The 22,915-nt window shown below is 66.3% G+C and carries 21 protein-coding genes; 13 read left to right on the forward strand and 8 right to left on the reverse strand.

What is annotated here, in order from left to right:
- Window positions 1-35: 35 nt before the first annotated feature.
- Together EWU68_RS07975 and EWU68_RS07980 are read left to right on the forward strand one after the other, a co-directional pair.
- Entirely contained in the window at window positions 36-596 is a 561-nt protein-coding gene (locus EWU68_RS07975) for a pyridoxine/pyridoxamine 5'-phosphate oxidase (protein WP_129315602.1), read from the forward strand.
- Between the two features lie 18 nt (window positions 597-614).
- Window positions 615-1,082, forward strand: a complete 468-nt coding sequence (locus EWU68_RS07980) for an acetyltransferase (protein ID WP_129315603.1) — start codon at window positions 615-617, stop codon at window positions 1,080-1,082.
- 396 nt (window positions 1,083-1,478) lie between these two features.
- Here the strand turns inward: EWU68_RS07980 and EWU68_RS07985 are convergent, their stop codons facing one another.
- From EWU68_RS07985 to EWU68_RS08005, 5 genes are read right to left on the reverse strand one after another with little or no spacing between them, the layout of a single operon-like run.
- Window positions 1,479-1,919 carry a DoxX family protein gene (locus tag EWU68_RS07985; protein WP_129315604.1) on the reverse strand — a complete coding sequence of 147 codons (441 nt, stop codon included), beginning with the start codon at window positions 1,917-1,919 and terminating at the stop codon, window positions 1,479-1,481.
- A gap of 52 nt (window positions 1,920-1,971) precedes the next feature.
- Window positions 1,972-2,901 carry an ABC transporter substrate-binding protein gene (locus EWU68_RS07990; RefSeq protein ID WP_129315635.1) on the reverse strand — a complete coding sequence of 310 codons (930 nt, stop codon included), beginning with the start codon at window positions 2,899-2,901 and terminating at the stop codon, window positions 1,972-1,974.
- Window positions 2,901-3,572, reverse strand: a complete 672-nt coding sequence (locus EWU68_RS07995; RefSeq protein ID WP_129315605.1) for an ABC transporter permease — start codon at window positions 3,570-3,572, stop codon at window positions 2,901-2,903. The genes EWU68_RS07990 and EWU68_RS07995 overlap by 1 nt, the downstream gene beginning before the upstream one ends.
- Complete coding sequence (locus EWU68_RS08000) at window positions 3,569-4,255, reverse strand: ABC transporter permease (RefSeq protein WP_129315606.1); 687 nt, start codon at window positions 4,253-4,255, stop codon at window positions 3,569-3,571. Before EWU68_RS08000 ends, EWU68_RS07995 begins: the two co-directional genes overlap by 4 nt.
- The gene (locus tag EWU68_RS08005; RefSeq protein ID WP_129315607.1) at window positions 4,252-5,322 is read right to left on the reverse strand and encodes an ABC transporter ATP-binding protein; all 1,071 of its coding nucleotides are present in this window, start codon (window positions 5,320-5,322) and stop codon (window positions 4,252-4,254) included. The genes EWU68_RS08000 and EWU68_RS08005 overlap by 4 nt, the downstream gene beginning before the upstream one ends.
- A 156-nt stretch (window positions 5,323-5,478) precedes the next feature.
- Here EWU68_RS08005 and EWU68_RS08010 point away from each other — a divergent pair, with 156 nt between their 5' ends.
- Window positions 5,479-6,240, forward strand: coding sequence for a GntR family transcriptional regulator (locus EWU68_RS08010; protein WP_129315608.1), 762 nt, complete (start codon window positions 5,479-5,481; stop codon window positions 6,238-6,240).
- A 25-nt stretch (window positions 6,241-6,265) separates the two neighbouring features.
- On the opposite strand, the gene EWU68_RS08015 is transcribed toward EWU68_RS08010, so the two are convergent.
- Window positions 6,266-6,787, reverse strand: a complete 522-nt coding sequence (locus EWU68_RS08015) for a MarR family winged helix-turn-helix transcriptional regulator (protein WP_238692380.1) — start codon at window positions 6,785-6,787, stop codon at window positions 6,266-6,268.
- 291 nt (window positions 6,788-7,078) lie between these two features.
- Between EWU68_RS08015 and nhaA the strand changes: the two genes are divergently transcribed.
- The 4 genes from nhaA (at window position 7,079) to EWU68_RS08035 (ending at window position 13,730) form a co-directional block, all read left to right on the forward strand.
- Window positions 7,079-8,335, forward strand: a complete 1,257-nt coding sequence (gene nhaA / locus EWU68_RS08020; protein ID WP_129315637.1) for a Na+/H+ antiporter NhaA — start codon at window positions 7,079-7,081, stop codon at window positions 8,333-8,335.
- A gap of 91 nt (window positions 8,336-8,426) precedes the next feature.
- Window positions 8,427-9,602: an alpha/beta hydrolase gene (locus EWU68_RS08025; RefSeq protein ID WP_129315609.1), complete on the forward strand. Its 1,176-nt coding sequence runs from the start codon at window positions 8,427-8,429 to the stop codon at window positions 9,600-9,602.
- 19 nt (window positions 9,603-9,621) lie between these two features.
- Window positions 9,622-13,029, forward strand: coding sequence for a bifunctional lysylphosphatidylglycerol synthetase/lysine--tRNA ligase LysX (gene lysX, locus EWU68_RS08030; protein WP_238692381.1), 3,408 nt, complete (start codon window positions 9,622-9,624; stop codon window positions 13,027-13,029).
- On the forward strand, window positions 13,026-13,730 hold the full coding sequence (locus tag EWU68_RS08035; RefSeq protein ID WP_129315610.1) for a hypothetical protein: 705 nt from the start codon (window positions 13,026-13,028) through the stop codon (window positions 13,728-13,730). The genes lysX and EWU68_RS08035 overlap by 4 nt, the downstream gene beginning before the upstream one ends.
- A 14-nt stretch (window positions 13,731-13,744) precedes the next feature.
- Here EWU68_RS08035 and EWU68_RS08040 read toward each other — a convergent pair whose 3' ends face one another.
- Window positions 13,745-14,566: a triose-phosphate isomerase gene (locus tag EWU68_RS08040; protein ID WP_129315611.1), complete on the reverse strand. Its 822-nt coding sequence runs from the start codon at window positions 14,564-14,566 to the stop codon at window positions 13,745-13,747.
- A 284-nt stretch (window positions 14,567-14,850) separates the two neighbouring features.
- On the opposite strand from EWU68_RS08040, the gene EWU68_RS08045 reads away from it, so the two are divergent.
- From EWU68_RS08045 to EWU68_RS08070, 6 genes are read left to right on the forward strand one after another with little or no spacing between them, the layout of a single operon-like run.
- Window positions 14,851-15,771 (forward strand): sugar phosphate isomerase/epimerase family protein, encoded by a 921-nt coding sequence (locus EWU68_RS08045; protein WP_129315612.1) that lies wholly within the window; start codon window positions 14,851-14,853, stop codon window positions 15,769-15,771.
- A 59-nt stretch (window positions 15,772-15,830) separates the two neighbouring features.
- A complete protein-coding gene (locus EWU68_RS08050; RefSeq protein ID WP_129315613.1) occupies window positions 15,831-16,607 on the forward strand; it encodes an SDR family NAD(P)-dependent oxidoreductase in 777 nt (258 codons plus the stop codon).
- Window positions 16,608-16,641: 34 nt separating this feature from the next.
- Window positions 16,642-18,012: an MFS transporter gene (locus EWU68_RS08055; protein ID WP_202976704.1), complete on the forward strand. Its 1,371-nt coding sequence runs from the start codon at window positions 16,642-16,644 to the stop codon at window positions 18,010-18,012.
- A 25-nt stretch (window positions 18,013-18,037) separates the two neighbouring features.
- Complete coding sequence (locus EWU68_RS08060; protein ID WP_129315614.1) at window positions 18,038-19,030, forward strand: 3-hydroxyacyl-CoA dehydrogenase family protein; 993 nt, start codon at window positions 18,038-18,040, stop codon at window positions 19,028-19,030.
- A 54-nt stretch (window positions 19,031-19,084) separates the two neighbouring features.
- Window positions 19,085-20,416: an MFS transporter gene (locus EWU68_RS08065; RefSeq protein ID WP_129315615.1), complete on the forward strand. Its 1,332-nt coding sequence runs from the start codon at window positions 19,085-19,087 to the stop codon at window positions 20,414-20,416.
- A 39-nt stretch (window positions 20,417-20,455) separates the two neighbouring features.
- Window positions 20,456-21,145, forward strand: a complete 690-nt coding sequence (locus tag EWU68_RS08070; protein WP_129315616.1) for a GntR family transcriptional regulator — start codon at window positions 20,456-20,458, stop codon at window positions 21,143-21,145.
- A 3-nt stretch (window positions 21,146-21,148) separates the two neighbouring features.
- On the opposite strand, the gene EWU68_RS08075 is transcribed toward EWU68_RS08070, so the two are convergent.
- Window positions 21,149-22,861, reverse strand: coding sequence for a dihydroxyacetone kinase family protein (locus tag EWU68_RS08075; protein WP_129315617.1), 1,713 nt, complete (start codon window positions 22,859-22,861; stop codon window positions 21,149-21,151).
- Window positions 22,862-22,915: the final 54 nt, after the last annotated feature.

A 22,915-nucleotide genomic window follows, 5' to 3' on the forward strand; every position in this document is an offset into this window, starting at 1 on the left:
GTCCATGGTGTGGGGTCCTCCCCTACTATCGACGTATGAGCACTTTGAGCAACCAATTGAGCAGTCTGCCGTCCTTCCCCAAAAACCTCCCGATCCTCGACCCTGCGACGGTTCCCGGGGCCCCGGAGCAGTTGTTCCAGGAGTGGTTCCAGGATGCGATCGCATCAGGCAATCGGCAGCCGCATGCGATGACGTTCACGACGATCCAACATGGGGACACTCCCGTCGGTCGTACCCTCATCGTCAAGGACATCGACGAACGCGGCTTCCATTTCTCGACGCACCGGACCTCCCGCAAGGGGGAACAACTCGAGAAGAACCCGCGCGCCTCCATGGTCTTCTTCTGGCGGGAGTCCGGGCGACAGGTTAGGGTCACGGGCAACGTGGTCGCCCTCAGCGGCGAGGAATCAGAGCGCGACTGGGAAAAGCGCCCCAGCTACACGGGCGAGCCGAACCCGGAGTGGCAGCTCTACTCTCTGGAACCCACGGAGTACGAGTTCATGCAGGCCCGCGAAGACCGCAACCATACGAGGGTCGAATACGTTCGCGAATCCTCCGGATGGGAGAACCACCAGGTCACGACCCCGGCCGGCTGACCCTGCCATGATGGAGACATGGATGAGACGCCACACGAGAACGCGGCGGAACTGAGAATCAGGCCCTCACAAGGACCCACGGACTACGCTCCACTCGCCGCAATCTGGCGGAGCGCGGTCACAGCGACCCACGATTTCCTGGCCGAAACGGACCGCGAAGAGATCGAATCCACGTTGGAATCCGATGACTTCCCCGCCGTTTGGCTCGATGTCGCCGAGTTGGACGGTCGGCAGGTGGGGTTCTCCGGCGTCCTCAACGGCAACCTGGAGATGCTGTTCGTGGACGCCGGCCGACGCGGCGTCGGCATCGGAACGAAGCTTCTGACCCACGCGATCGAAGAGCATGAGGTCCGGACCGTCGATGTGAACGAACAGAATGCCCAAGCGGTTGAGTTCTATATGCGTCGCGGTTTTCAGGTGGTCGGACGCAGCGAAACCGACGACGCCGGGCGCCCGTACCCGCTATTGCATCTCAGCCTGAGCTGAAGCCGGGGGGGGGAGCTGAGGCAGAAGGGCTGAGGCAGATGGCCTGAGGCGGCGGGCGGCGACGGCAAGCGGCGACGGCAGGCGGCGACGGCAGGCCGGCAGGGGCAGGCGGGCGGCGGCAGCAGGCCGGCAGCGCACCCAGCGCGTCCGACGAACCCGCTCGAGGTGGCAATTTTGAGCCGGCTCCAACGCGAGGTGGCAATTTTGAGCCGGCTCCAACGCGAGGTGGCAATTTCGGGCCAGATCCCACGCGAGGTGGCAATTTCGGGACGAAAAAGCCCGTTTTCGGTCCCAAAATTGCCACCTCGACGCGAAGGGCGCACAAAACTGCCACCTCGACGCCGAAAGCGACCCCGTAGGCCGCACCGCGCCACACACCGTGCGGAAGCCAGGTTGTCAGGCCAGGATGCCCCAGCCTCGGCGGTCGTCGAGGCCGCCAGCGATCGCGAATCGGCCGGGTCCGAGGAGGAAGACGGCCAGGGACGCGAGTCCGAGCACCAGAACGGATTCGTACCCGCCGTTCGAGGCGAAGAAACCTTGGGAACCGTGCACAAAGTAGATGGCCCCGAGCATGTCGAGGGCAAGCACCAGGCCGGCGAGCCGGGACAACAGGCCGACGATCAGCGCGATTCCGCCGACCAGCTCGGCGTATGCGGCCACCGTGGCTGCGAGCTCGGCCGAGGGAACGCCCATTTGCCGGAAATTCTCCGCGGTCCCGGCCAGGGTCCATTCGTTGAACTTCTGCAAACCGTGCATCAGGAACACAACGCCCAAGCCGACTCTCAGGAGCAACAGGCCGAGGGGCGCGGACAGCGTCGAATTCTGTGGGTAACTCATATCTCGAACACTCTACCTGTCAGCGGTACACCGTCGAGGCCGGGCGTCACAGTCACAACCCCTTGTCCGAGACCCAGTCCTTGGCGGCCTGCACGGTCGATGCCTTCTCGTCGCCACTGACCCGGTCGTTCAGACGAATCAGATCCTGGGTGGTCAGCGTCTTCGACACCTTGTTGATCACGTCCTGGGCCGCCTGGGGAACCTGGTCCTTTCGGATCAGGGCAATGGCCTGCTGGGCCAGGAAGTTGTTCTTGGGGTCCTCCAGAACCACCAGATCGTTCTTCTCGATCGCCGGCGTCGTGGTGAAGATGTCCGCGACCTGCACTTGGTCGTCCAGAAGAGCCTTCACCGTGAGGGGTCCGCCCGAATCGTTGATGGGCGAGAACTTCGCGGGAACGCACCCGTACTTGGCTTCGAGCCCCGGCAGGCCGTAGGCCCGTTCCTGAAACTCCGGCGGCCCGGCAAGCTTGAGGTCCGAACAGACCTTGCCGAGGTCCTCGAGCGACTCGAGCCCGTACTTTTTCGCCACGTCCTTCGTGACCACCAGTGCGTCCTTGTCCTCGGCCGGGGACGGTTCCAGCACTTGGAGTCCTTTCGGGACCACCTTCGCGAGGGCGGACATGATGTCTTCGGCGGTGCTCTCGGTCGCCGACTTGTCGAAGTACTGGAGGAGGTTGCCCGAATAGTCGGGCACCACGCTGACACTGCCCTGTTTGACGGCGCCGATATAGGCCTCACGGGCGCCGATTGCGGGCTGGCTCTCGGCCTTGTGCCCGGCGTTCTGGAGGGCCGCGGTATAGATTTCGGCGATGATCTGGGACTCCACGAAGTCCGCGGAGCCGACCACGATGGTGCCCTTGCCCTTGGACGGTCCCAGGGCGTTCTTCCCCGACAGGCCGCAACCGGTCAGCCCCAGGACCGACGCCGCCGCGGCGAGACCGAGTACCTCCCGGCGCGACGCGTTCCTCGATACAGGATTCATCACGATTCCTCCTTGACCAGGCCGGGAGAAGTGAGCATGCGCTGCACGAGAGCCAGGATCCCGTCCAGTGCAAGGGCCAGGACCGCGGCGAGCAGCATCGAGGCGACCATTCGCGAATAGTCCCGGACGGCGAGGCCGTCGATCAGGAACCTGCCGAGACCGCCCAGGTCGATGTAGGCCATGACCGTCACCGTGGCCACGATCTGGAGGGCAGCGTTGCGGATCCCGCCGAACAGGACGGGGACCGCATTGGGTATCTCGACCGTGAAGAGGATCTGCCACTCCTTCATGCCCTGGGCGCGGGCGGCGTCGACCACGGCAGGATCCACCGCGGCGACACCCGCGTACGCGTTGGCGAGCAAGGGGGCCACGGCCAGAATCACCAGGGCCAGAACGGGCGCGGTCAGGCCGATACCGATCCAGAGAGCGAACAGGGTCAGCAGGCCCAACGTGGGAAGGGAGCGCAGAGCGCCCGTCAGCCCGATCACCACGTTTCCGCCCCGACGCGTGTGCCCGAGCCACAGCCCGATGGGGACGGCGACGACCACGGAAATGCCCAGAACCATGCCCGTGTAGCCCAGGTGCTCGGCGAGGCGGATCCATATTCCGCCCGAACCGCCCCAGGACGCCGGGTCCGTGAACCAGTTCCACGTTTGTTCGACGACGTTCATGACCTCACCTGCCAACGCGTTGCGACGGCCGCGGCCAGAGCGACCAGGCGATCCAGGACGACGGCGATCAGCGCGATCAGCACGATTCCGACGATGATCTCGGTCGTGAAGTCGCGCCGGAGGCCGTCGGTGAAGAGCGTGCCGAGGGACTGGATCCCAATCACCGCGCCCACCGAGACCATGGAAATATTCGATACCAGAGCCACGCGCAGCCCCGCGGCCATCACCGGAACGGACAGCGGCAACTCAACCGCCCAGAACCGGCGAGCCGGTCGGTACCCGACGGCCGTGGCGGCGTCGAGCACGGCGGCGTCGACGGACTCGAAGGCATCCACGCAGGAGCGGACCATCATCGCGATCACGTACAGGCTCAGCGCAATGATCACGTTGGTCAGCGAGGTAATGGCCGTGCCGAGGACCAGGGGCAGGAGCACGAACAGGGCCAGGGAAGGGATCGTGTAGAGCAGGGCCGCCGCATTGACCACGGTTCCCCGCCGCGCCTTGCCGGCTCGTGCGCGTGACGCACCGCCGGCGCCCTCCGCGCCACGGGACCGGCGCACCGCGGCGAAACGAGCGACCGGTATCGAGACAACGGTTCCGATGATCACGGGAAGCACGGACTGCAACAGGTGCAGCCACGTCAGCTCCCCCACGTAGGACAGGTTGTGGAAGAGCCAGGTCACAGGCCCACCCCGTATCTGCTCTTGCGCTCTCTGGCGGCGGCGTCCATGACGTCGTCGGAGGACAGCAGGCCGAGTGCTCGGCCGTCGTCGTCCACCGCGACGCCCCAGCCGGACGGGGAAGAGAGCACGGAATCCAAGGCGTCGCGCAGGCTCCCGCCTTGGGGGAACAGGCTTCCACCGACCATGGTTCGATCGTCGATGCTCCATCCTGCGGGTCGGCCGGCGTCGTCGAGGGCCAGGCGCCAATCGCCCCACGGCCGGTCCTCCGCATCCAGGGGGCGGATCGGGACCTCGCCCGCGGAGGCAAAAGTGAGGCGGCGGGTTCCGCGGTCGTGGCCGACGAATGAGGCCACGAAGTCGTCGGCCGGCTCGCGCAGAATCTCCTCGGGGCTTCCGAACTGCGCAACACGGCCGCCCTCGGCGAAGACCGCGACGCGCTGGCCCAAGGTCACGGCCTCATCGATGTCGTGGGTCACGAACACGATGGTCCGCTCCAGGGTCTCGTGGAGCCGGATGAGCTCGCGCTGCAGGTCCGCCCTCACCACGGGGTCAACGGCGGAAAACGGCTCATCCATGAGCAGCACGGGGGAATCCGCGGCCAGGGCGCGGGCGACGCCGACGCGCTGCGCCTGTCCCCCGGACAATTGGGCGGGATAGCGTTTCGCCAGCCCGCGGTCCAGACCGACCGTGTCCATCAGTTCGAGGGCCCGGGACCGCCCGTCACGCTTCGACACCCCGTTCAGTCTCGGCACGGTCGCAATATTGTCGGCGACCGTGCGATGAGGCATCAGACCGGATTCCTGCATCACGTAACCCATGGACCGGCGCAGTTCGTGGGCAGGAGTGTCCTTGTTGTCCTCGCCCTGAATGAGAATCCGTCCGCGGGTGGGTTCCACCATGCGGTTGATCATGCGCAACGACGTCGTCTTCCCGCACCCGGAGGGCCCCACGAAGACCGTGATGAGACCGTCCGGAATCGCGAGATCGAGGTTCTCCACCGCGGTGGAGGACTCGAACTCCTTGGAGACTCCGATGAACTCGATCGCGTCCGTTTTTCCTAGTGGCATGGTGGTTCCTTCGGTTCAGACTGCTTTGTGCGATCCTACGCCAGGCCTTCGCGGAGAGTTGCCCAACTCACCCGGAAACGACGTCATACTTTGGGTTCGGGCGCCGAGAGGATAGCTTACGAATCACAGGAACCCGCCGGGCCCGCAGGAGGTCGAGTGTCTGCCGCGTCGATGCCGAAGTACCGCGCCGTCGAGCGGCAATTGCGCGCCCGAGTCGCTGAGCTCGAGGACGGGACCCTGCTCCCCACGGAAGCCCGCATGTGCGAGGAATACGACGTATCGCGCATCACGCTGCGGCGGGCCATCGAGGAAATTGCCCGCGACGGACTCGTGACTCGACATCGCGGCCACGGCACCAAGGTCAGCCGACCGGCCCCGACGACCACGGAGAACCACGTCGAACAGGGCGAGCACTTCGATAGCCGGTTCACCGGCTTCTTCGGTCAACTGACGGGTTTCGGGCACCGCGTGCACTCGGACATTCTGGAGTTCGGCCTTGTCCGCGCCAATACTTCCGTTGCCGGCGCCCTCCGGGTGGACCGCCACTCCGAGGTGCTCCACATGTCCCGACGCCGCTATGTGGACGGCAATGTCCACCAGCTCTCGCGCACGTGGTTCGGCCCGGACCGCTTCCCGGGGATCGAGACCGAGGACTTCTTCGAGCAGTCCCTCTACGGCTGCCTCGAGGAGAAATACGGCGTCAGCATCGCCCAGCAGGACCTGAGCGTCTCGCTCCGCGTGCCGTCCCGGGACGAGGCCCGGACGCTCGGGATCACCGACAGGCAACCGCGCCTGTCCTTGCAGATCACGGCCTGCTCCTCGGACGGGGAGCCGTTCCTGTACGGCGAATCGGTCTTCGTCTCGACCGACGCCCACATCTACTTCACGGCCGGAGGAAACCGACCCGAGAACCCCTGACGGGCCAGCCCCGTCTCAGATCTCGCTAGGCCCTGGGGCCCGTTCCCTGCGCCAATTGCGCCGCGACGATCGAAGAAGGCTTGCCACCGAGCAGCGCTTCGCCGATCGCGGCGAGCTGGCTGACCTGGCGCTTGTTGAGGCGGTTGAAGACCGCGGCGCGCACTTGTCTGACATGGCCGGGCGCGGCGGCGACGACGGCGTCGTGCCCGCTCGGCAACAAATGGCAGATGCTGACGCGGCGGTCGGTTTCCGAGGTCGTGCGCTCGACGTAGGCGTCTTCCTCGAGACGTTTCACCACGCGGGAGAGCCTTGCCAGGCGCGTGTTGGTCTGCGACGAAAGTTCGGTCATCGTGAGCCGACGTTCGGGAGCCTCGGAGAGCATCGCGAGGACCATGTACTCGACGAAGCCCATGCCCGAGTCGCGTTGGAGCTGGTTCTCGAGCTGGCCCGGAAGTTGGAACATGATCGCCGAAAGACTCAGCCAGGCTTCACGCTCTTCTTGCGTCAGCCACTGCGGCTCGCACGGGGCTTGGGGCGCGTGGGACACCGGACGACCTTCCACTCGACGATCTTGCTCCCTGCTCGATCAACGATCCGCAGGTCATGCCATTATGCCCCACTCGCTCGCCCGTTCCCGTCCCATCCGGCTCGGGGATCCACGTTCTGACATGGGAGGACTCGACTCCGTCCCGTGACGGAGGACGCACCTCGTGGCGGCGTCCTTCGCCTATACTGGGTCATTCAGGTGTGCCGGGAAGTCTGGTCGGCAGGTCGCGGAGTGCGCGGCCTTGTTCCCTGGATCGACATTGATGATCCTCGACCCTTGTCGGAGACTCTCATGCAGCACCGCGCCGCACACCGCCTCACGTCACTGCTTCGCCAGGAATCCACGGGCGGGGTGATCCTCCTCTGCGCAACGCTTCTGGCCCTCGTCCTGGCCAACAGCGGCGCCTCGCCCTGGTACTTCGCGATCCGGGACCACCACCTCGGCTTCACCGTCGGTTCCCTGGACCTCGACCTGTCGATCGGCCACTGGGCCGCGGACGGCCTTCTGGCCGTGTTCTTCTTCATCGTCGGGCTGGAGCTCAAGAAAGAGTTCGTGGTCGGGGAGCTCCGCAACCCCGGGACCTCGGTGGTTCCCATGGCCGCCGCGGCAGGCGGCGTCGCGCTCCCGGCCATCATCTTCTCCGCGATCAACGCGGGAGGCCCGGCCATCGGCGGTTGGGCGGTTCCGACGGCGACCGACATCGCGTTCGCCGTCGCCGTGCTCGCCGTCGTCGGGCGGAACCTCCCCACGGCCCTGCGGACCTTCCTGCTGACCCTGGCCGTGGTGGACGATCTCATCGCGATCACGATCATCGCGATCTTCTACACCTCCGACCTGAACCTCGGTTTCCTGGCCCTCGCCGCGTTGCCGCTCGCTGCCTACGCGTTCGTCGCCTACCGGGGCGAGAAGGTTCTGCACCTGCGGCCCGAAGCCGCGTGGCTCATCCTCCTGCCCCTCGGCGTGTTGACGTGGGCTTTCTTCCTCGGTTCGGGGATTCACGCGACGATCGCCGGCGTCCTGCTGGGCTTCTGCGTGCCCGTCCGGCGGGGATCCCGCACGCCCGACGACGCCCGTGCAGGCCTCTCCGAAGTCTTGGAGCACCGCATCCGACCGCTCTCCGCGGGGCTGTGCGTCCCCGTGTTCGCGTTCTTCTCGGCGGGTGTGGCGGTCGGAGGCTGGAGCGGGTTCGTGGAGTCCGTGAGCAGCCCCGCCGCCCTCGGGATCCTCCTCGGCCTCGTGGTCGGCAAATGCCTCGGGATCACGGGGGCCACCTGGCTCGTCACGCGCCTGCGCGGGCCGAGGCTGGATCCGACCATCGCGTGGCCCGACGTCGTCGGGGTCTCGCTCGTCGCCGGCATCGGATTCACGGTCTCGCTCCTGATCGCCGAGCTGAGTTTTGCGGGAGACCCGTCCCTGGACGGAGCGGCCAAGGTCGCGATCCTCACCGGGTCCACCCTGGCCGCTCTCGCCGGAGGTTCGTTCCTTGCCCTGAGGAGCAAACGCCGGGCCCGATGGGAAATGCACAGTGAGGACGGTACCGCCCGGTAACTCGGAGCGCGCTCTATGATTCAATCCACAGCATTTGTAGACTGTCCGGACGATTCCCGACTGGGCGGAATGTCGCCGACGAAAGGCAGGAATGGGTTTTTTCGACCTCACAGGATGGGGATTCCTGATCGGAATTCTCGTGGTCACCATCGTCGTCTTCGTCCTCGGTGTACTCCTCCTGCCGCGCATGTCGGCTCCTGGTCCCCTGAAGTATTTGGCTCAGGCCGTCGCCTTCGTCGTGGTCTCCGCGCTGGTCCTCGTGACCGCGACCGCGTGGCTCAACCGGGACAACAACTGGTACACCTCGTGGGACGATCTCTTCAACAGCGGAGACGTGGCCGCCATGAACTCCAGCAAGGTCTTCGGCCAGAAAGTGGCCAAAGTTGCCCACGCCAAGAAAATCACCGGTGATGCCACGGACAAGCAGCGCGACCCCGCCTCCAATCCCGCTTTCAAGGACAAGATCAAAGAAGGCGAATCGAACAGCACGTACTTTTCTGTCAAGGTTCCGGGGAAAGCAAGTGGACAGAGCTATGACGTCACGGTGTGGTTGCCCGCTTCGTATCTGAAGAATCCGGAGAGTTTCTACCCGGTGATCATGGGTTTCAGCGGTTTTCCCGGATCCCCGGACACCTACTCCAAGTCCATCGACTACGGCCAGTTGATCGAGGACGCCGTCAAGCACAACAAGATGCGGGAAGCCATCTTCGTGGTTCCCGCCGTGTACCCGGGTGGTTACGACAGCGAATGCGTGGACGGAACCCGCTCCCAGCCCGGCGGGAAGACGCCCAAGGTCGAAACCTACGTGACCCAGGACGTCGTGCCGTGGGTCAAGGACAACTTCAGGGTCTCGGACGACCCCCACGCGTGGGCCCTCACCGGGTACAGTGCCGGTGGTTGGTGCTCCGCCATGCTGAGCATGAGACATCCCGATCTCTTTGCCTCGGGGTTGGTCCAGTCCGGCTACTTCGAGCCGATCTACAGTGACAACCAGCATTGGAATGCACAGGACGATCCGCGGTACGACCTGGAGAAGATGGCCTCGAACAAGCCCCCGGACACGAACCTCCACTATTTTTCGAGCAAGGACGACACCCTGTCCTGGCCCTCCCTGAACCAGTTCAAGGACAAGGTGAGCCGCCCGACGTCGTTGACGGTCGATTCGGTCGACACCGGTGGGCACCGCCAGGACGTCTGGGAGCCGGGGATGGCCAAGAGCCTGACCTGGCTGGGCCGCACCAGCCCATTTTTCGCGCCGTTGACCTGAATCCAGAGGGAAAGTACTCGTGAAGACTCATAGCACCGGCAGCCGCTCCGCCACCTACTACCTGCCCGGAAAGCAACCGGGCCGTCGCATGGCGGCGCTCGTCACCTGGGTTTACGCCCTCGCGGTTCTGGTCAATGCGGCGTTGCTGATCACCCGCCCCTCGCGTCACGGGGCCGTCGAGTTCCTGTTCGGGCTGCTCAACGTCCCGGTCGAGCGCAGCCTGATCATGCTGGTGATTTCGGCGCTCGTGTTCTGGGCGTTGCTGCGCCGCAAGAGGGCAGGCCTGTGGGCGGCCATGATCTTCCAGCTGGGCGGGCTGGCGTCGGGGATCCTGACTACCGTGGCCTTCGACGCCGTGTCCGCGCCGCCCGAGATCATCGCGGCCAACCCGCTGCTCCACCCGGCCTGGGACATCGTCGCCGGCGTGCTGGGCATCGTGTTCTTCATCCTGCTCTACAGGTCCCGCCGGGAGTTCCCGGCCCGCATCAGACCGATCTCCTACGGCGCGGGACTTCTGGTCGTGGCGGCCGGATTCGTGCTCGCGCTGGTGGTGGCATGGGTCTTCCTCCCGTTCCACGCCATGGGGGACCTCTGGGCCCTCCTCCTGAGGGCCTGGGGCAGCACCTCGCCGGCGGTCATGTCCCATCTGCACAACATCCATCGGTGGCACGTCCAGACCATCTCCACCGTGTACGGTCTGACAGCGATCGCCGCCGTCTGGGTGATTCTCCGTTCCAAGAGGGCGATCCATTCCTGGACCGGCGAGCGGGAACTGCACCTGCGCGAGTTGCTCCACGAGTACGGGCACCAGGATTCGCTGTCCTACTTCGCGACCCGCCGCGAGAAGTCGATGGTCTTCTCCGACGACGGCCGCGCGGCCGTCACGTACCGCGTCTTCGGATCGGTCTCATTGGCCTCGGGCGACCCGGTGGGCGACCGGAGCTCGTGGGAGAACGCCATCCTCAAGTGGAAGTCGGAAGCGCGGGAGTACGGCTGGATTCCCGCGGTCATCAGCGCGAGCCGCGACGGCGCCAGGGAATACACCAAAGTCGGCATGGCTGCTCTGGGGATGGGCGACGAGGCCATCCTCTACCCCGACCGGTTCTCGCTGAACAACACGTCCATGAACGAGGTCCGCCACAGCGTGCGACGCCTGGAGCGGGAAGAAGTCACCTACCGCATCCGGCGCCAGGCCGACTTCACTCGGGAGCAACTGGACCGGTTGGTCGGCCTCGCGGACGAGTGGCGGCATGGCAAGGTCGAACGCGGATTCTCGATGGCGCTCAACAGGATCGGTGATTCCGCGGACGCCCGGAACGTCTTCATCACCGCGGAGAACGCGGATGGCGAGCCGATCGGTTTTCTCTCCTTCGTCCCGTGGGGTTCGAACGGCTTGTCGCTCGACGTCATGCGTCGCTCGCCCCAGGCTCCGAACGGGACCACCGAATTCATGATCGTCAAGATGATGGAGGAGGCCGAGGGGCTGGGTGTCAGCAGGGTTTCGCTGAACTTCGCGATGTTCCGCGAGACGTTCGCCCGTTCGGAAGAACTCGGGGCGAATCCGCTGACCCGTTTCGGCTCCTCGGTCCTGGGCGTGCTGGACAGGTTCCTGCAACTGGAGCGGCTCTACAAGTTCAACCAGAAATTCGCTCCGACCTGGGTTCCCCGTTTCATCTGCGTGGACTCGTACGTCTCGGTGGCGAATGTGGGCATGGCCTGCGGCGTCGCGGAAGGATTCCTGCCGGCCTGGATGGGCGGGAAGGCGTCCGCGGAACACACCCTCGGTCGGAACGAGCTGGAACGGCTCCGGGAGATCGAACGACGCCGGGTCGGTGCCGAGGATCTCGCCCCGAAGTGGTCGGACCAGACACGTCACCGCATCCGACATCTGGAAGAGATGCGGGAGGCCGGTGTCGAACCATTCCCGAAGGGCACCGGTGAAGGCATGACCGTGCGCGCCGTCGCTCCTCTGCTCGGGAGCGGAGAGGACGCCGTCGACGGAGGCGCACCGGGGGCGGCGTCGCCCGCCGACGTCGCGGTCAACGGTCGCGTCCGGTCGATGAGGCGCCACGGCAAGGTCACGTTCCTGGACCTGCACGAGCACGGGACCACGATTCAGGTGGTGCTCGACGAATCCGTGTGCGGAACCGACACGGCCGCCCGGGTGCGGTGGATCGATTCGGGAGATTACGTGCTGGTCCGCGGCCACATCGGCTCCTCGCGCAACGGAACGCCGTCCCTGATCGCTCACTCGTGGGACATCACATCCAAGTGCCTGCACCCGATCCCCTACGATTCCTTCACGGACCCGGAGGCGCGGCTGCGCCGGCGGTCCATGGACCTGATCATCAACCCGGAGGAGTCGAAGCGGCTGCGCATCCGGTCGGCGACCATCCGGGCCATCCGCACCACGCTGGACGACCAGGGTTTCCTCGAGGTCGAGACGCCGATGCTCAACACGATCCACGGTGGGGCGAGCGCCCGGCCGTTCAAGACGTTCATCAATGCCTACGGCGTCGACCTGACCCTGCGCATCGCACCCGAGCTCTACCTCAAACGCTTGGTTGTCGGGGACATGGGTCCGGTCTACGAGTTGGGCCGCGATTTCCGCAACGAGGGCGCCGATTCGACCCACAACCCCGAGTTCACGGTCCTGGAGGCTTACCAGCCCTTTGCGGACTACACCGTGATGAGGGAGCTGACCGAGCGGATCCTCAAGAACGCGGCCCGCGCGGTCTTCGGTGAAGAGGTTCTCCCGCTGCGTCTGGGGGACGAGCCCAAGGATCCTCGCCAGGAGGCCGTGCTGACCGACGTCTCCGGGCCCTGGCCGGTCGTGAGCGTGTGCGAGGCCCTGTCCCAGGCGGTCGGGCGGCCCATCGACCTCGACACCGACTTCGAGACGCTCATGGGTCTCGCCCGCGACCACGAGATCCACGTCCGGGACGACATGGGGCCGGGAGCGGTCATCGAGGAGCTCTACGGCGAACTCGTCGAGGCGAAGACCTCCAGGCCCACGTTCTACAAGGACTTCCCCGTCGAGACCTCTCCCCTGGCCGGCCCCCACCGTGAGGACTCGCGCTTCGCCGAACGCTGGGACCTGGTGATCAACGGGACCGAGATGGGCACCGCCTACTCCGAGATGGCCGACGCGATCGAACAGCGACGCCGCCTGACCGAGCAGTCTCTCAAGGCGGCGGCGGGCGACGTCGAGGCCATGCAGATCGATGAGGACTTCCTCGACGCCCTGGAGACCGGGCTGCCGCCCACGGGCGGGCTCGGGATCGGCATCGACCGGCTGATCATGATGCTCACCGGCTCGCCGATTCGTGGCGTCCTGGCCTTCCCGTTCGTTCGCCCCGGGGCGACGCCGAGGCTCAAGTCCGCGCCTCGCAGCGTCAAGGGGCCGGATTCCGCGTCGCTCGAATGAACCCGGTCCAGTTCCTTGCCGCCTCCTCGGGTCTGGGCGTCGGCGGATTCGACCCTGCCCCGGCGCTGATCGCCGCGGTATTCATGGCCGCGCGCCCCAGCGAGACACCGGAACAGGCCCGGGGTGTCCGCCGCGACGTCCTCTTGTTCGGCACGGTGCTCATCGGAGGAACCGCGCTCTGGGGCGTGGGGCTGTCCCTCCTGGTCGGGGAGCGTCTTGCGAGCGTCCCCTGGCACGGGCTCCTGCGCGCCGGCGGGTGGGCGGCCGGCGTCGAGCTCCTTCTCGCGATCGCCGGATTCTGCGCGGCCGGCCACAAATGGGTGCACCGCAACGACCCGCCGCGGCAGGAGAAGGCGCGCAACAGGGCGGGGCTCATGCTCGTGGCCCTGGGATTCGTGGCGATCGTGACCGCCGACGTGCCGTTCATCGTCACGATCGGCCTTTCCTCGCACCAACCCGTGTGGGTCGTGATCCCGGCGTTCATCGTCTGGGCCGTGGTTTCCCAGTTCCCACTGTTCGTGCTGTGCATCGCGGTGCTGTTCAACAAGCACCGGAAGGTCTCCCAGGTGATCGGCCGGGTCTGGGACTCGTTGCGCACATGGGTTCGATGGGCGGTCCCGATCGGGCTGGCCTCGGTCAGCGTGCTCCTGCTGCTCGACGCCGCGCGCTTCTTCCTCCTGGGACACTTCCTGATCGGGTGATTCGGCCTTCCGGGTCAGCTCAGACCATCCGCTGACGAGCGCCGGTGTGCCTCAGCGATCCGGAACAGCTCGAGGTATCCCTGGACGTCCCAGGCGGTCCGCCCCACGAACAGCCCTCCCACGTGGTCGAGCGACAGGAGCTGCGCGGCGTTGTCCACCGTGACGGAACCGCCGTACAGGAGCGCTTCCACCCGGTGGTCGTATTCGTTTCCCAGGGCGGCGAAGGCTTCGACGAGCTCCTCGGTGCGGGGAGGCCGGCCGGCGTCGCCGATGGCCCACATCGGCTCGTAGGCGATCAGGACCTTCCCCAGCTCGGGTTCGGTCAGGCCGTCGAGCGCGCCGTGCGCCTGTTCGAGAATGTATTCCGCTGACTGTCCGGCGGCCTTGATGTCCTCGGGTTCCCCAATGCACAGCAAGGGCCGCATCCCGTGCCGGATCGCTGCCTCGACCTTCCACCGGGTGGTCTCGATCGTCTCCCCGAAATGCGTCCGCCGTTCGGAGTGCCCGATTTCCACGATGGAGGCCCCGGCGTCCTTGACCTGAGGAACGGAGATCTCCCCCGTCCAGGCCCCGGAGTCCTCCCAATGAGCGTTCTGGGCGCCGACGAGGACGGGCGACCGACCGCCGAGGGACTGGACGACCGGAGAGATCGCGGTGAAAGAAGGGATGACGAAGGGCTGCACCCTCTCGAGGACGTCCTCGGACAGGTTCTCCGTGAGCGTGTCTGCCCACGCGCGGGCGTCTGCCCCCAGCTTGTTCATTTTCCAGCTGGTCCCGATCCACAGGCGTTCCGGCGTCGTCCCTCCGGTCGTCGCACTCGATCCGCGTGGGGGCATGACTGAACTCCTTCCGACCACGTCCGGTTTCCGGGTCTCTCCCACGGTTCGGCTGCCCTGCCTCGGGCAACGCTGGCGGCCCCACAGTCCTCTCACGATCCTATAGGAAGATGCATTGGTCAGTGAAGGGTTTTGATGTCGGCTCTCTTGTCGATTCGCGTCAGGACGGGCTCCAGGGCCAGTCACCCCGGCGTCATACCCACTCAAATTATTCGCCGGGATGGTTGACACAGGTCACGTCGGACATAAATCCTATAGGAATACTCAACTCGAAGGAGAGCCGCATGTTCACAGCCGAGTCCTGGCCGATCGCCGCCAACATGTTGTCGTTCGGTGCCACCGCGCCCGATGGTGGCCACATCAAAGATGCGCCCGCCACGGTCTGGGCCGCGCAGATGCGCGAAGCCCGGGAGCTCGGAATCACGCAGATCGACCCGACCGACGCGTGGGTTCCCCTGGCACGGCTGAGCGACGAACGGGTCGAGGAGTTCCGGCGCACCCTCGAGGGCGAGGGCCTCTCGATCCCTTCGATCTCGATGACTCGGAGCTCGGTGGTCGACCGCGACAAGGGGGACCAGTTCCTGGCCGAGGCCCATCGCCTCCTCGACCTGGCTCCGAGCTTCGGGGCCAGCATCGTGAACGTCGGTTTCATGCAGGCCCTGACGCCGGAGCAGGCCGACGCCGTCTGGTTCTGGCTCGAGAACGGCCATCACGACGACCCCGCGCTCCGTGACCTCGCCATCGAACGCATCCGGGAACTCGGCGATCACGCCCAGTCGGTGGGGGTCGGGCTGAGCCTCGAAATGTACGAGGACACCTACATCGGGACCCCCGATGACGCGGTGGCCTTCCTGGACGACGTCGACCACGACGCCGTCGGGCTGAACCCTGACCTCGGCAACCTGGTTCGTCTCCACCGACCGATGCCCCACCCCGACGACATGTACGAGACGGTCCTGCCCCGGTCAAATTTCTGGCACATCAAGAACTATTCACGGGACTTCGACCCACGCACCGGGGCGTACACCTCCGCACCGATGCCGCTCAAATACGGCTACATCAACTATCGGCGAATCATCCGTCGAGCCATCGAGTCCGGCTACACGGGCCCGTTCTGTTGCGAGCACTACGGTTCCGACTCGCTGGGTGTGATCGCGGAGAACATCCAGTACATCCGCCAGGTCCTGGCTTCGGCCCTGGACTGACCCTCCCCGCGACCGTCTCACTGCGTTCCCCCTTCCCAGACCCATGCAAAGGAGCATTCATGTCCACGACCCCTTTCCCCTCCGAGCGCACAGCGGTGGTCACCGGCGCGGGGGCACCGCGCGGCATCGGACGGCACGTGGCCCGAGCCCTCGCCGCGTCCGGATGGAACGTGGCCGTTCTGGATATCGACGAATCCGCGGTCACCGGTTTCGCGTCCGAGTTGGCGGAGGAGAGCGGCCGCATCGTCGTCGGGATCGGGGCGGACATTGCGGACAAGGAATCGGTCGAGCGGGCCTTCGCCACGATCGACGCCGAGCTGCCGCCCGTCCTCGCCGAGGTCAACCTGGCGGGAATCCCCGGGCCACAGGAATTCTTCGACCTCACCTCGGAGAACTTCACCCGCATCATGGACGTCAACGCGAAGGGCACCCTCTTCATGATGCAGGCGGCGGCTTCCCGCATGATCGAGGCGGGCACCGGCGGCCGGATCGTGAACACGTCCTCCATCACCGCCTACGACGGCGGGGGAACTTTCTCCAAGACCGGCTATGCGGCCGCGAAGGCCGCGGTTCTGGGGCTGACCCGCGGCGGCGCCCGCGAACTGGGGAAACACGGCATCACCTGCAACTCCATCGTGCCCGGCCCCATCGATACGGACATCATGGGCGGGACCCTCACGGAGGAGCGCAAGACCGGGATGTCCGCCGACATCCCCCTGGAACGGGTCGGCCAACCGCAAGAGGTTGCGGGACTGATCAAGTTCCTGGTCAGCGAGGATTCCAGTTTCGTCAACGGTGACGCCGTCTTCGTCGACGGCGGAAAACACATGGTCTGACCTCCCCGGCTCCCTCAGCAAGGAGAACGAAATCATGACAATGACGTCATCCCCGGGCAACGACCCCCGGATCCAATCCGCGACCGAGCGGCAGTCCCTCACCCACGAGGTCGAATCGGCGACGCGCAAGGCCAGCTGGCGCCTGCTTCCGTTCCTGATGCTGATGTTCGTGGTGGCCTTCATCGACCGGACGAACATCGGTTTCGCGGAAGAGGCCCTGGAAATCCACGCCGGAATTTCGACCGCGGCCTACGCGCTCGGCGCCGGGCTGTTCTTCATCGGCTACGCCGTGTTCGAGGTCCCCTCGAACCTCATCATGTACAAGGTCGGGGCCCGCTGGTGGATGGCCCGCATCATGGTCACCTGGGGGATCGTGGCCGCGCTGTTCATGTTCACCAGCGGTCCCGTGATGTTCTACGTTCTCCGGTTCCTGCTCGGCGTGGCCGAAGCCGGATTCTTCCCAGGAGTCATCTACTACCTGACCTGTTGGTTCCCCCGGCGTCGTCGTGGGCAGGCCACCTCGCTGTTCTACTTGGGTCTCCCGATCGCCAACATTGTCGGTTCGCCGCTCTCGGGCGCCCTGCTCGAGCTCGATGGACTGTTCGGGCTCCGAGGGTTCCAGTGGATGTTCTTGCTGGAAGGCCTGCTCGCGGTCGCCATCGGTTGCGTGGCGTTCCTGTGCCTGCCCGACCGGCCGGCCCGAGCCGGCTGGTTGTCCCGGGCCGAGCGCGAGGGTTTGGAGAATGCCCTGGCCGCCGAGGCGGAGGTCAAGGAGCAGACGCACCGGATGCGCTGGTGGAAGGCGCTGCTGAACGGCCGAGTGCTGTATTTCGCGCTGATCTACCTGACGATCCAGGTCGCCGTGTACGGGCTGACTTTCTTCCTGCCGCGCCAGGTCTCGCAGATCACGGGCCAGGAAATCGGTTTCGTCGTCGGACTCCTGGTCGCCGTCCCGTGGCTCACCGCCCTCGTCTCGGCGGCATTCGTGGGACGCTACGCCGACAAACGGGCCGCCTACCGGCGAACCACCACGTTCATGCTCGCCCTGTCCGGCGTCGGCCTGAGCGCCAGCGCCTTCCTGCACCAACCGGTCCTGACGATGATCGCACTGTGCGCCGCGGCCATCGGGTTCGTCTCGGCGCAGCCCATTTTCTGGAACATCCCCACCGGTTATCTTTCGGGCGCGGCCCTGGCGGCCGGCGTCGGGCTGATCAACGGGCTGGGAAATCTGGGCGGTTTCATCGCCCCGAACCTGCGGTCGTGGGTCACCGAGACCTTCGGAAGCGAAGCGGCCGGCCTCGTGATGCTCGCGCTGGCCCCGTTCCTGGGAGCGATCCTCGTCGCAGGGACGGCCGTGCTGGAACGCCGCGACCGGACCGAGCACCCTTCAACCCCATCCACCTGATTCCCCTTCCACGAAAGGATTCACCATGTCCACAGACCCCGTTTCGACCATCCGCACCGTCACCGTCGTCGGCGCAGGCTACATGGGCGGAGGCATCGCGCAGGTCCTCGCCATGGCGGGGTTGCCCGTCAGGATCGCCGACGTCAGCGTCGAGGCCGCCGACGCCGCCCTGGAACGCATCCTGGGCGAGGCGCGCGCCTCGGAGGACCAGGGCCTCGTGCCCGCCGGAAGCGCCGACGCCGTCGCCTCCCACCTCACGGCGGGTCAGAGCATCGAGGAGGCCGTCGCCGAGGCCGACTTCATCGAGGAAGCCGTCTTCGAGGTACCCGATGTCAAGCACGAGGTTCTCGGACGGATCTCGGCGGCCGCGCGACCGGAGGCGATCATCGGGACCAATACCTCGACGATCCCGGTGCGCGTGCTCGCGCCCGCCGTCTCCCACCCGGAGCGCTTCCTGACGGTCCACTTCTCCAACCCGATGCCTTTCATCCCCGGCGTCGAACTCGTGGCGGGAGACGCGACAACGCAGGGCGCGATCGACGCCGTCAAGGACCTCCTGGCACGTGCCGACTGCGAGGGTGCGCAGGTCGCGGACACTCCCGGCATGGTGCTCAATCGGCTCCAGTATGCGTTGTTGAAGGAAGCGACCTCGGTGGTCGAGGAGGGGGTCGCGACCGTCGACGACGTCGACACGATCGTTCGCACGACCTTCGGCTTCCGTCTCGGCTTCTTCGGACCTTTCGCGATCGCGGATCAGGCGGGCCTCGACGTGTACGCCAATTGTTTCTCGACGTTCGAGGAAGCGTACGGCGAGCGCCTCGCCACCCCGCAGTTGCTCAAGGACGCGGCGGCCGAGGACCGCAAGGGCCTCAAGAACGGCAAGGGTTTGGTCGAGGACTACGACGACGAAACTCGCGCCGAGCTGATCGCCTACCGCAACAAGGCCTACGCCAGGATGCGGGACGTGCTGCGGGAAGTCGGCCCCGCACCGCGCGGCACTCGCCGTGGCCAGGACTGACCCGCACCGGACGGCCTCCGGGCCGCCCGGCCGCTATGGACTCGAGGAGTCACCATGAATTCTGTTGTTCCCGTTGACGAACAGGCCCTGATCAAGAAGATCACCTGGCACATCGTTCCGTTCGTGATGGTCCTGTACATCATCGCCTACATCGATCGGTCGGTCATTGGCTATGCCAAGCTCCAGATGTCGGCCGACATCGGGCTGAGCGACTCCGCCTTCGGTCTGGGCGCCGGCCTGTTCTTCCTGGCGTATTTCCTCTTCGAGGTTCCGTCGAATTACGTGCTGCCCAAGGTCGGACCGCGCATCTGGTTCGCACGGATCCTGTTCACCTGGGGCCTGATCACGGCGCTGACCGCGCTCACGACGTCGAGCGGCGTGTTCTACGTGCTCCGTTTCCTCCTCGGCGTGGCCGAAGCAGGGTTCTATCCCGGGGTCCTCTACTATCTGACCTTCTGGTTCCCCCAGCGCCACCGCACGCGGGCGACCGGTACCTTCGTCCTCGCGGCCCCGATCGCGTTCCTGGTCATGAGCCCGCTCGCGGGCACGATCCTCGGTCTGGACTGGTTCGGTCTGCGAGGGTGGCATTGGCTCTTCGTCCTCTCGGGAGCGGCGGCCATGGTCGCTGCGGTACCGACCCTGATATGGCTTCGGGACGCCCCTCGCAAGGCACCGTGGCTGACGTCTCGGGAGGCCGACTGGCTCGAGAACGAGCTGGAGCAGGACCGCGAGCGCTTCGGCCAGCAGTCCCATGACAATCCTCTCAAGGCGTTGGGGTCACGGTACGTCTGGGTCTTCGCGGTGCTGTTCTTCCCCTCGACCGTGGGGATCTATGGTCTGAGCTTCTGGATGCCGACGGTCGTGAGTTCCTTCAGCGGTTCGGATGCGAACACCGGGTGGCTTTCGGCGGTCCCCTATCTGTTCGGGGTCATCGGCATCTTCGTCACGTCGCGCCTCGCTTCGAAGCTGCGGGAGAACTGGGTGCCTCTCATCCTGATCTACCTGGGCAGTGCCGTGGGCATCTTTTGGGCCGGGTTCTCCGGTTCGGGCACAGTGCAGTTGGCGGCCATGTCCGTGGCGGCCTTTTTCCTCTATTCGGTCGCGGGGGTCTTCTGGGCCCTGCCGACCCGTTACTTGGCGGGTGCCACGGCGGCCGTCGGCATCGCGTTCGTCAATTCTTTCGGCAACATCGGTGGCTTCGTGGGGCCCTATGTGGTCGGGGCCGTTTCGGACGCGACCGGGAACGCCGCGAACGGGATGCATTTCCTGGGCATCGTGCTGGTTCTGGGCGCCGTCGGCTCCTTCGTCGGGATGCGCGCCTGGGCGGGGAAAAACCCGGAGGGGCCGTCGGCCGAGCCGAAGGGCGACGCCACGCGCGTCCTCTAGTATCTGGAAAGCGGCCAACTCGATCGGACAGGAGACGCCATGAGCAGCAAGCGCCAGGCCCTGCGCGCGGACGTGCAGGAGGAGATCCAGAATCGACTCATGCAGGGCGACTGGCGCCCGGGGGCCCGGTTGAGCATCGATGGTCTCGCCAGGGATTTGGATGTCTCCCCGACGCCGGTGCGCGAGGCTCTGGCCGCTCTCGAGCGTTCGGAACTCATCACGTACCAGCCGCTCAAGGGTTTCGTGGTGGCTCCCCCGTTGACCGCGGAACAGATCGGGGAGCTCATCGATGCCCGCCTGGTGGTCGAGCTCGCGGCGTTCACCCGGGCCTTCGGGACCTGGCAGGCGCTGCTCGACGATCTGCGCGAGGCCTACGCCGAGCACGCGCGGATCGCCGAACAGATCGCGGGCGAGCCCAAACCGGACTACGCGCTCTTCCACGCGTATTTCGAGGCCGACAACGCCTTCCACGAAGCCTTTTTCCGCCACGCGGGCAACCACTACCTGGCTTCGATGCGCGATGTGCTGAACGCTCACGGCCACCGCATGCGCCAGACCTGGTCGGAAGGCCCGGAACGGATCGACGCCGCCGATGCCCTGGCCGAGCACGCGGAGATCCTCGCCAGGGTCGAAGAGCACAATCACGACGGCGCCCAGGCCGCCCTGCGCCGCCACCTGGAAGGGGTCCGCGAGCGCTCGGGCGGGGCGGCGTCGCTCCCGGGGGCCTGACGATCAGGCCAGGTGCTCACCGAGTTCGGTCATGAGGATCGCGAAGGACAGGGCACCGGGATCCACCGTTCCCAACGATTTGTCCCCCAGGACCCGCGCCCGGCCCTTGTTCGCGGTGATGCTCGCCGTTGCGTCCGCGGCTTCCCTGGCGGCCGCGGCCGCCGAGGCAATTGCTTCCCCGGCGTTCTGCCCGGTGAACGACGCCGCGAGCGTCCTACGGAAGGGCAGGGCGGAGTCCATCATGGTCTTGTCGCCTTCCTTCGCTCCTCCCAACCGGCCTATCGTCTCGACGGCCGCATCGAGCGCGCCGACGAGGGCCTCCTGGTCCACGCCCTCCTGGTCGCTGACGGCGTTGCCCGCCGCGACCAGTGCCGCGCCCCACAGGGCCCCCGATGTACCACCGGCCGATTCGGCCCACGCTTCGCCGGAGCGCGCGAGGACGGTCCGGGCGCCGGCGTCCTGGCTCACGGCCTTCCGGGCGGCGTCTGCCGCGCCGGACGATCCGAGCAGCATCCCCTGGCCGTGGTCACCATCGCCGGCCACGGAGTCGATGCGGCCCAGTTCCTCTTCCTCCCGGGCGCAGACCCGTTCGAACAGTGCGATGACGTCGGCGATCCTCCGGGCGCTCTGGCGTGACGCCTCCTCGGAATCCGGTACCGGTTCGTCGCCGAGTTCCCAGAAGTTGTCGCGGAGGGGGCGATCGATGTCGGGCATGATGCCGCGGTGGAAGGCCGGGGTGTCGATGGGCGCGGTCCACAGCCGCTCGAGCTCGTCGTCCAGGAAGACCAGGGTCAGCGAGAGGCCGGCCATGTCGAGGCTGCTGACGAATTCGCCGACTTCCGGGCGGACGGGAACGATGTCGCGCTCCGCGAGCAGCCGGGCGACGTGGTTGTAGACCACGAATTGTTCCTCGTACTTCACCGTCCCGAGCCCGTTGAGGATCACGGCGGCCCGGCCGTCGTAGCCGCCGGTCGTTCGGGCCGGTTCTTCCCGCAGGACGCCGTCGACCAGGAGGGCCGCGACGTCGGCCGCCGTGCCCATCGGCTCGTCGCGCACTCCCGGTTCCCCGTGAATGCCCATGCCCACGGCCAATATTCCCTCCGGGACTCGGAACAGCGGCTCATCGACACCGGGGAGAGTGCACCCATCGAAGGCCACACCCAGAGAACGGGTGGCCTCGTTGGCCTTGGCTGCGATGCGTTCGGCCTCATCGAGGTCGGCTCCGTCTTCGATGGCCGCCCCGACCGCTTTGAGGACGGGAAGAACTCCCCCGATTCCCCGGCGGTCGCGGCGATTCTCCTGGTCGCTGGACGCGACGTCGTCGCTGACCGGAACCACTCTGACGTCGAAGCCGTCGGCCCGGAGCTTCTCGGCGGCCAGGCCGAAGTGCAGCACGTCTCCCGCGAAGTTCCCGAACCCGAGGACCACTCCCCCACCGTTCTCCGCGTTGCGGGCCACGGAATAGACCTGGCTCGCGGAAGGGGATGCGAACACGTTGCCGCACGGCGAGCCGTGCGCCATACCCGGTCCCACCCATCCGGAGAAAGCAGGGTAATGACCGGCGCCTCCGCCAATGACCAAGGCGGGCTGGCCCGGTGGTGTCGCACTCGCACGGACCACGCCGCCGTGGACCTGGGTGATCGTCGGATGCGCGGCGGCGAATCCTGCCACGGCGTCCGCCGCGAAATCGCTCGGCTGGTCGTACAGGTAGGTCATCGACGTCCCTCCATCGGTAGTCGCTCCGGAGCCCGGAATGTTCGGCATGTGTGG

The organism is Rothia koreensis, from assembly GCF_004136575.1.
Lineage (GTDB): Bacteria > Actinomycetota > Actinomycetes > Actinomycetales > Micrococcaceae > Rothia > Rothia koreensis.

What these genes read in the sequence shown, in the direction of transcription:
- EWU68_RS07975 (WP_129315602.1), top strand. Translation starts at nt 36, where the DNA reads ATGAGCACTTTGAGCAACCAATTGAGCAGTCTGCCGTCCTTCCCCAAA.
- EWU68_RS08040 (WP_129315611.1), bottom strand. Translation starts at nt 14,566, where the DNA reads ATGCCCCCACGCGGATCGAGTGCGACGACCGGAGGGACGACGCCGGAA.
- EWU68_RS07995 (WP_129315605.1), bottom strand. Translation starts at nt 3,572, where the DNA reads ATGAACGTCGTCGAACAAACGTGGAACTGGTTCACGGACCCGGCGTCC.
- EWU68_RS08025 (WP_129315609.1), top strand. Translation starts at nt 8,427, where the DNA reads ATGGGTTTTTTCGACCTCACAGGATGGGGATTCCTGATCGGAATTCTC.
- EWU68_RS08065 (WP_129315615.1), top strand. Translation starts at nt 19,085, where the DNA reads ATGAATTCTGTTGTTCCCGTTGACGAACAGGCCCTGATCAAGAAGATC.
- EWU68_RS08070 (WP_129315616.1), top strand. Translation starts at nt 20,456, where the DNA reads ATGAGCAGCAAGCGCCAGGCCCTGCGCGCGGACGTGCAGGAGGAGATC.
- EWU68_RS07990 (WP_129315635.1), bottom strand. Translation starts at nt 2,901, where the DNA reads ATGAATCCTGTATCGAGGAACGCGTCGCGCCGGGAGGTACTCGGTCTC.
- EWU68_RS08050 (WP_129315613.1), top strand. Translation starts at nt 15,831, where the DNA reads ATGTCCACGACCCCTTTCCCCTCCGAGCGCACAGCGGTGGTCACCGGC.
- EWU68_RS08005 (WP_129315607.1), bottom strand. Translation starts at nt 5,322, where the DNA reads ATGCCACTAGGAAAAACGGACGCGATCGAGTTCATCGGAGTCTCCAAG.
- EWU68_RS08055 (WP_202976704.1), top strand. Translation starts at nt 16,642, where the DNA reads ATGACAATGACGTCATCCCCGGGCAACGACCCCCGGATCCAATCCGCG.
- EWU68_RS08035 (WP_129315610.1), top strand. Translation starts at nt 13,026, where the DNA reads ATGAACCCGGTCCAGTTCCTTGCCGCCTCCTCGGGTCTGGGCGTCGGC.
- nhaA (WP_129315637.1), top strand. Translation starts at nt 7,079, where the DNA reads ATGCAGCACCGCGCCGCACACCGCCTCACGTCACTGCTTCGCCAGGAA.
- EWU68_RS08075 (WP_129315617.1), bottom strand. Translation starts at nt 22,861, where the DNA reads ATGACCTACCTGTACGACCAGCCGAGCGATTTCGCGGCGGACGCCGTG.
- EWU68_RS08045 (WP_129315612.1), top strand. Translation starts at nt 14,851, where the DNA reads ATGTTCACAGCCGAGTCCTGGCCGATCGCCGCCAACATGTTGTCGTTC.
- EWU68_RS08060 (WP_129315614.1), top strand. Translation starts at nt 18,038, where the DNA reads ATGTCCACAGACCCCGTTTCGACCATCCGCACCGTCACCGTCGTCGGC.
- EWU68_RS07980 (WP_129315603.1), top strand. Translation starts at nt 615, where the DNA reads ATGGATGAGACGCCACACGAGAACGCGGCGGAACTGAGAATCAGGCCC.
- EWU68_RS07985 (WP_129315604.1), bottom strand. Translation starts at nt 1,919, where the DNA reads ATGAGTTACCCACAGAATTCGACGCTGTCCGCGCCCCTCGGCCTGTTG.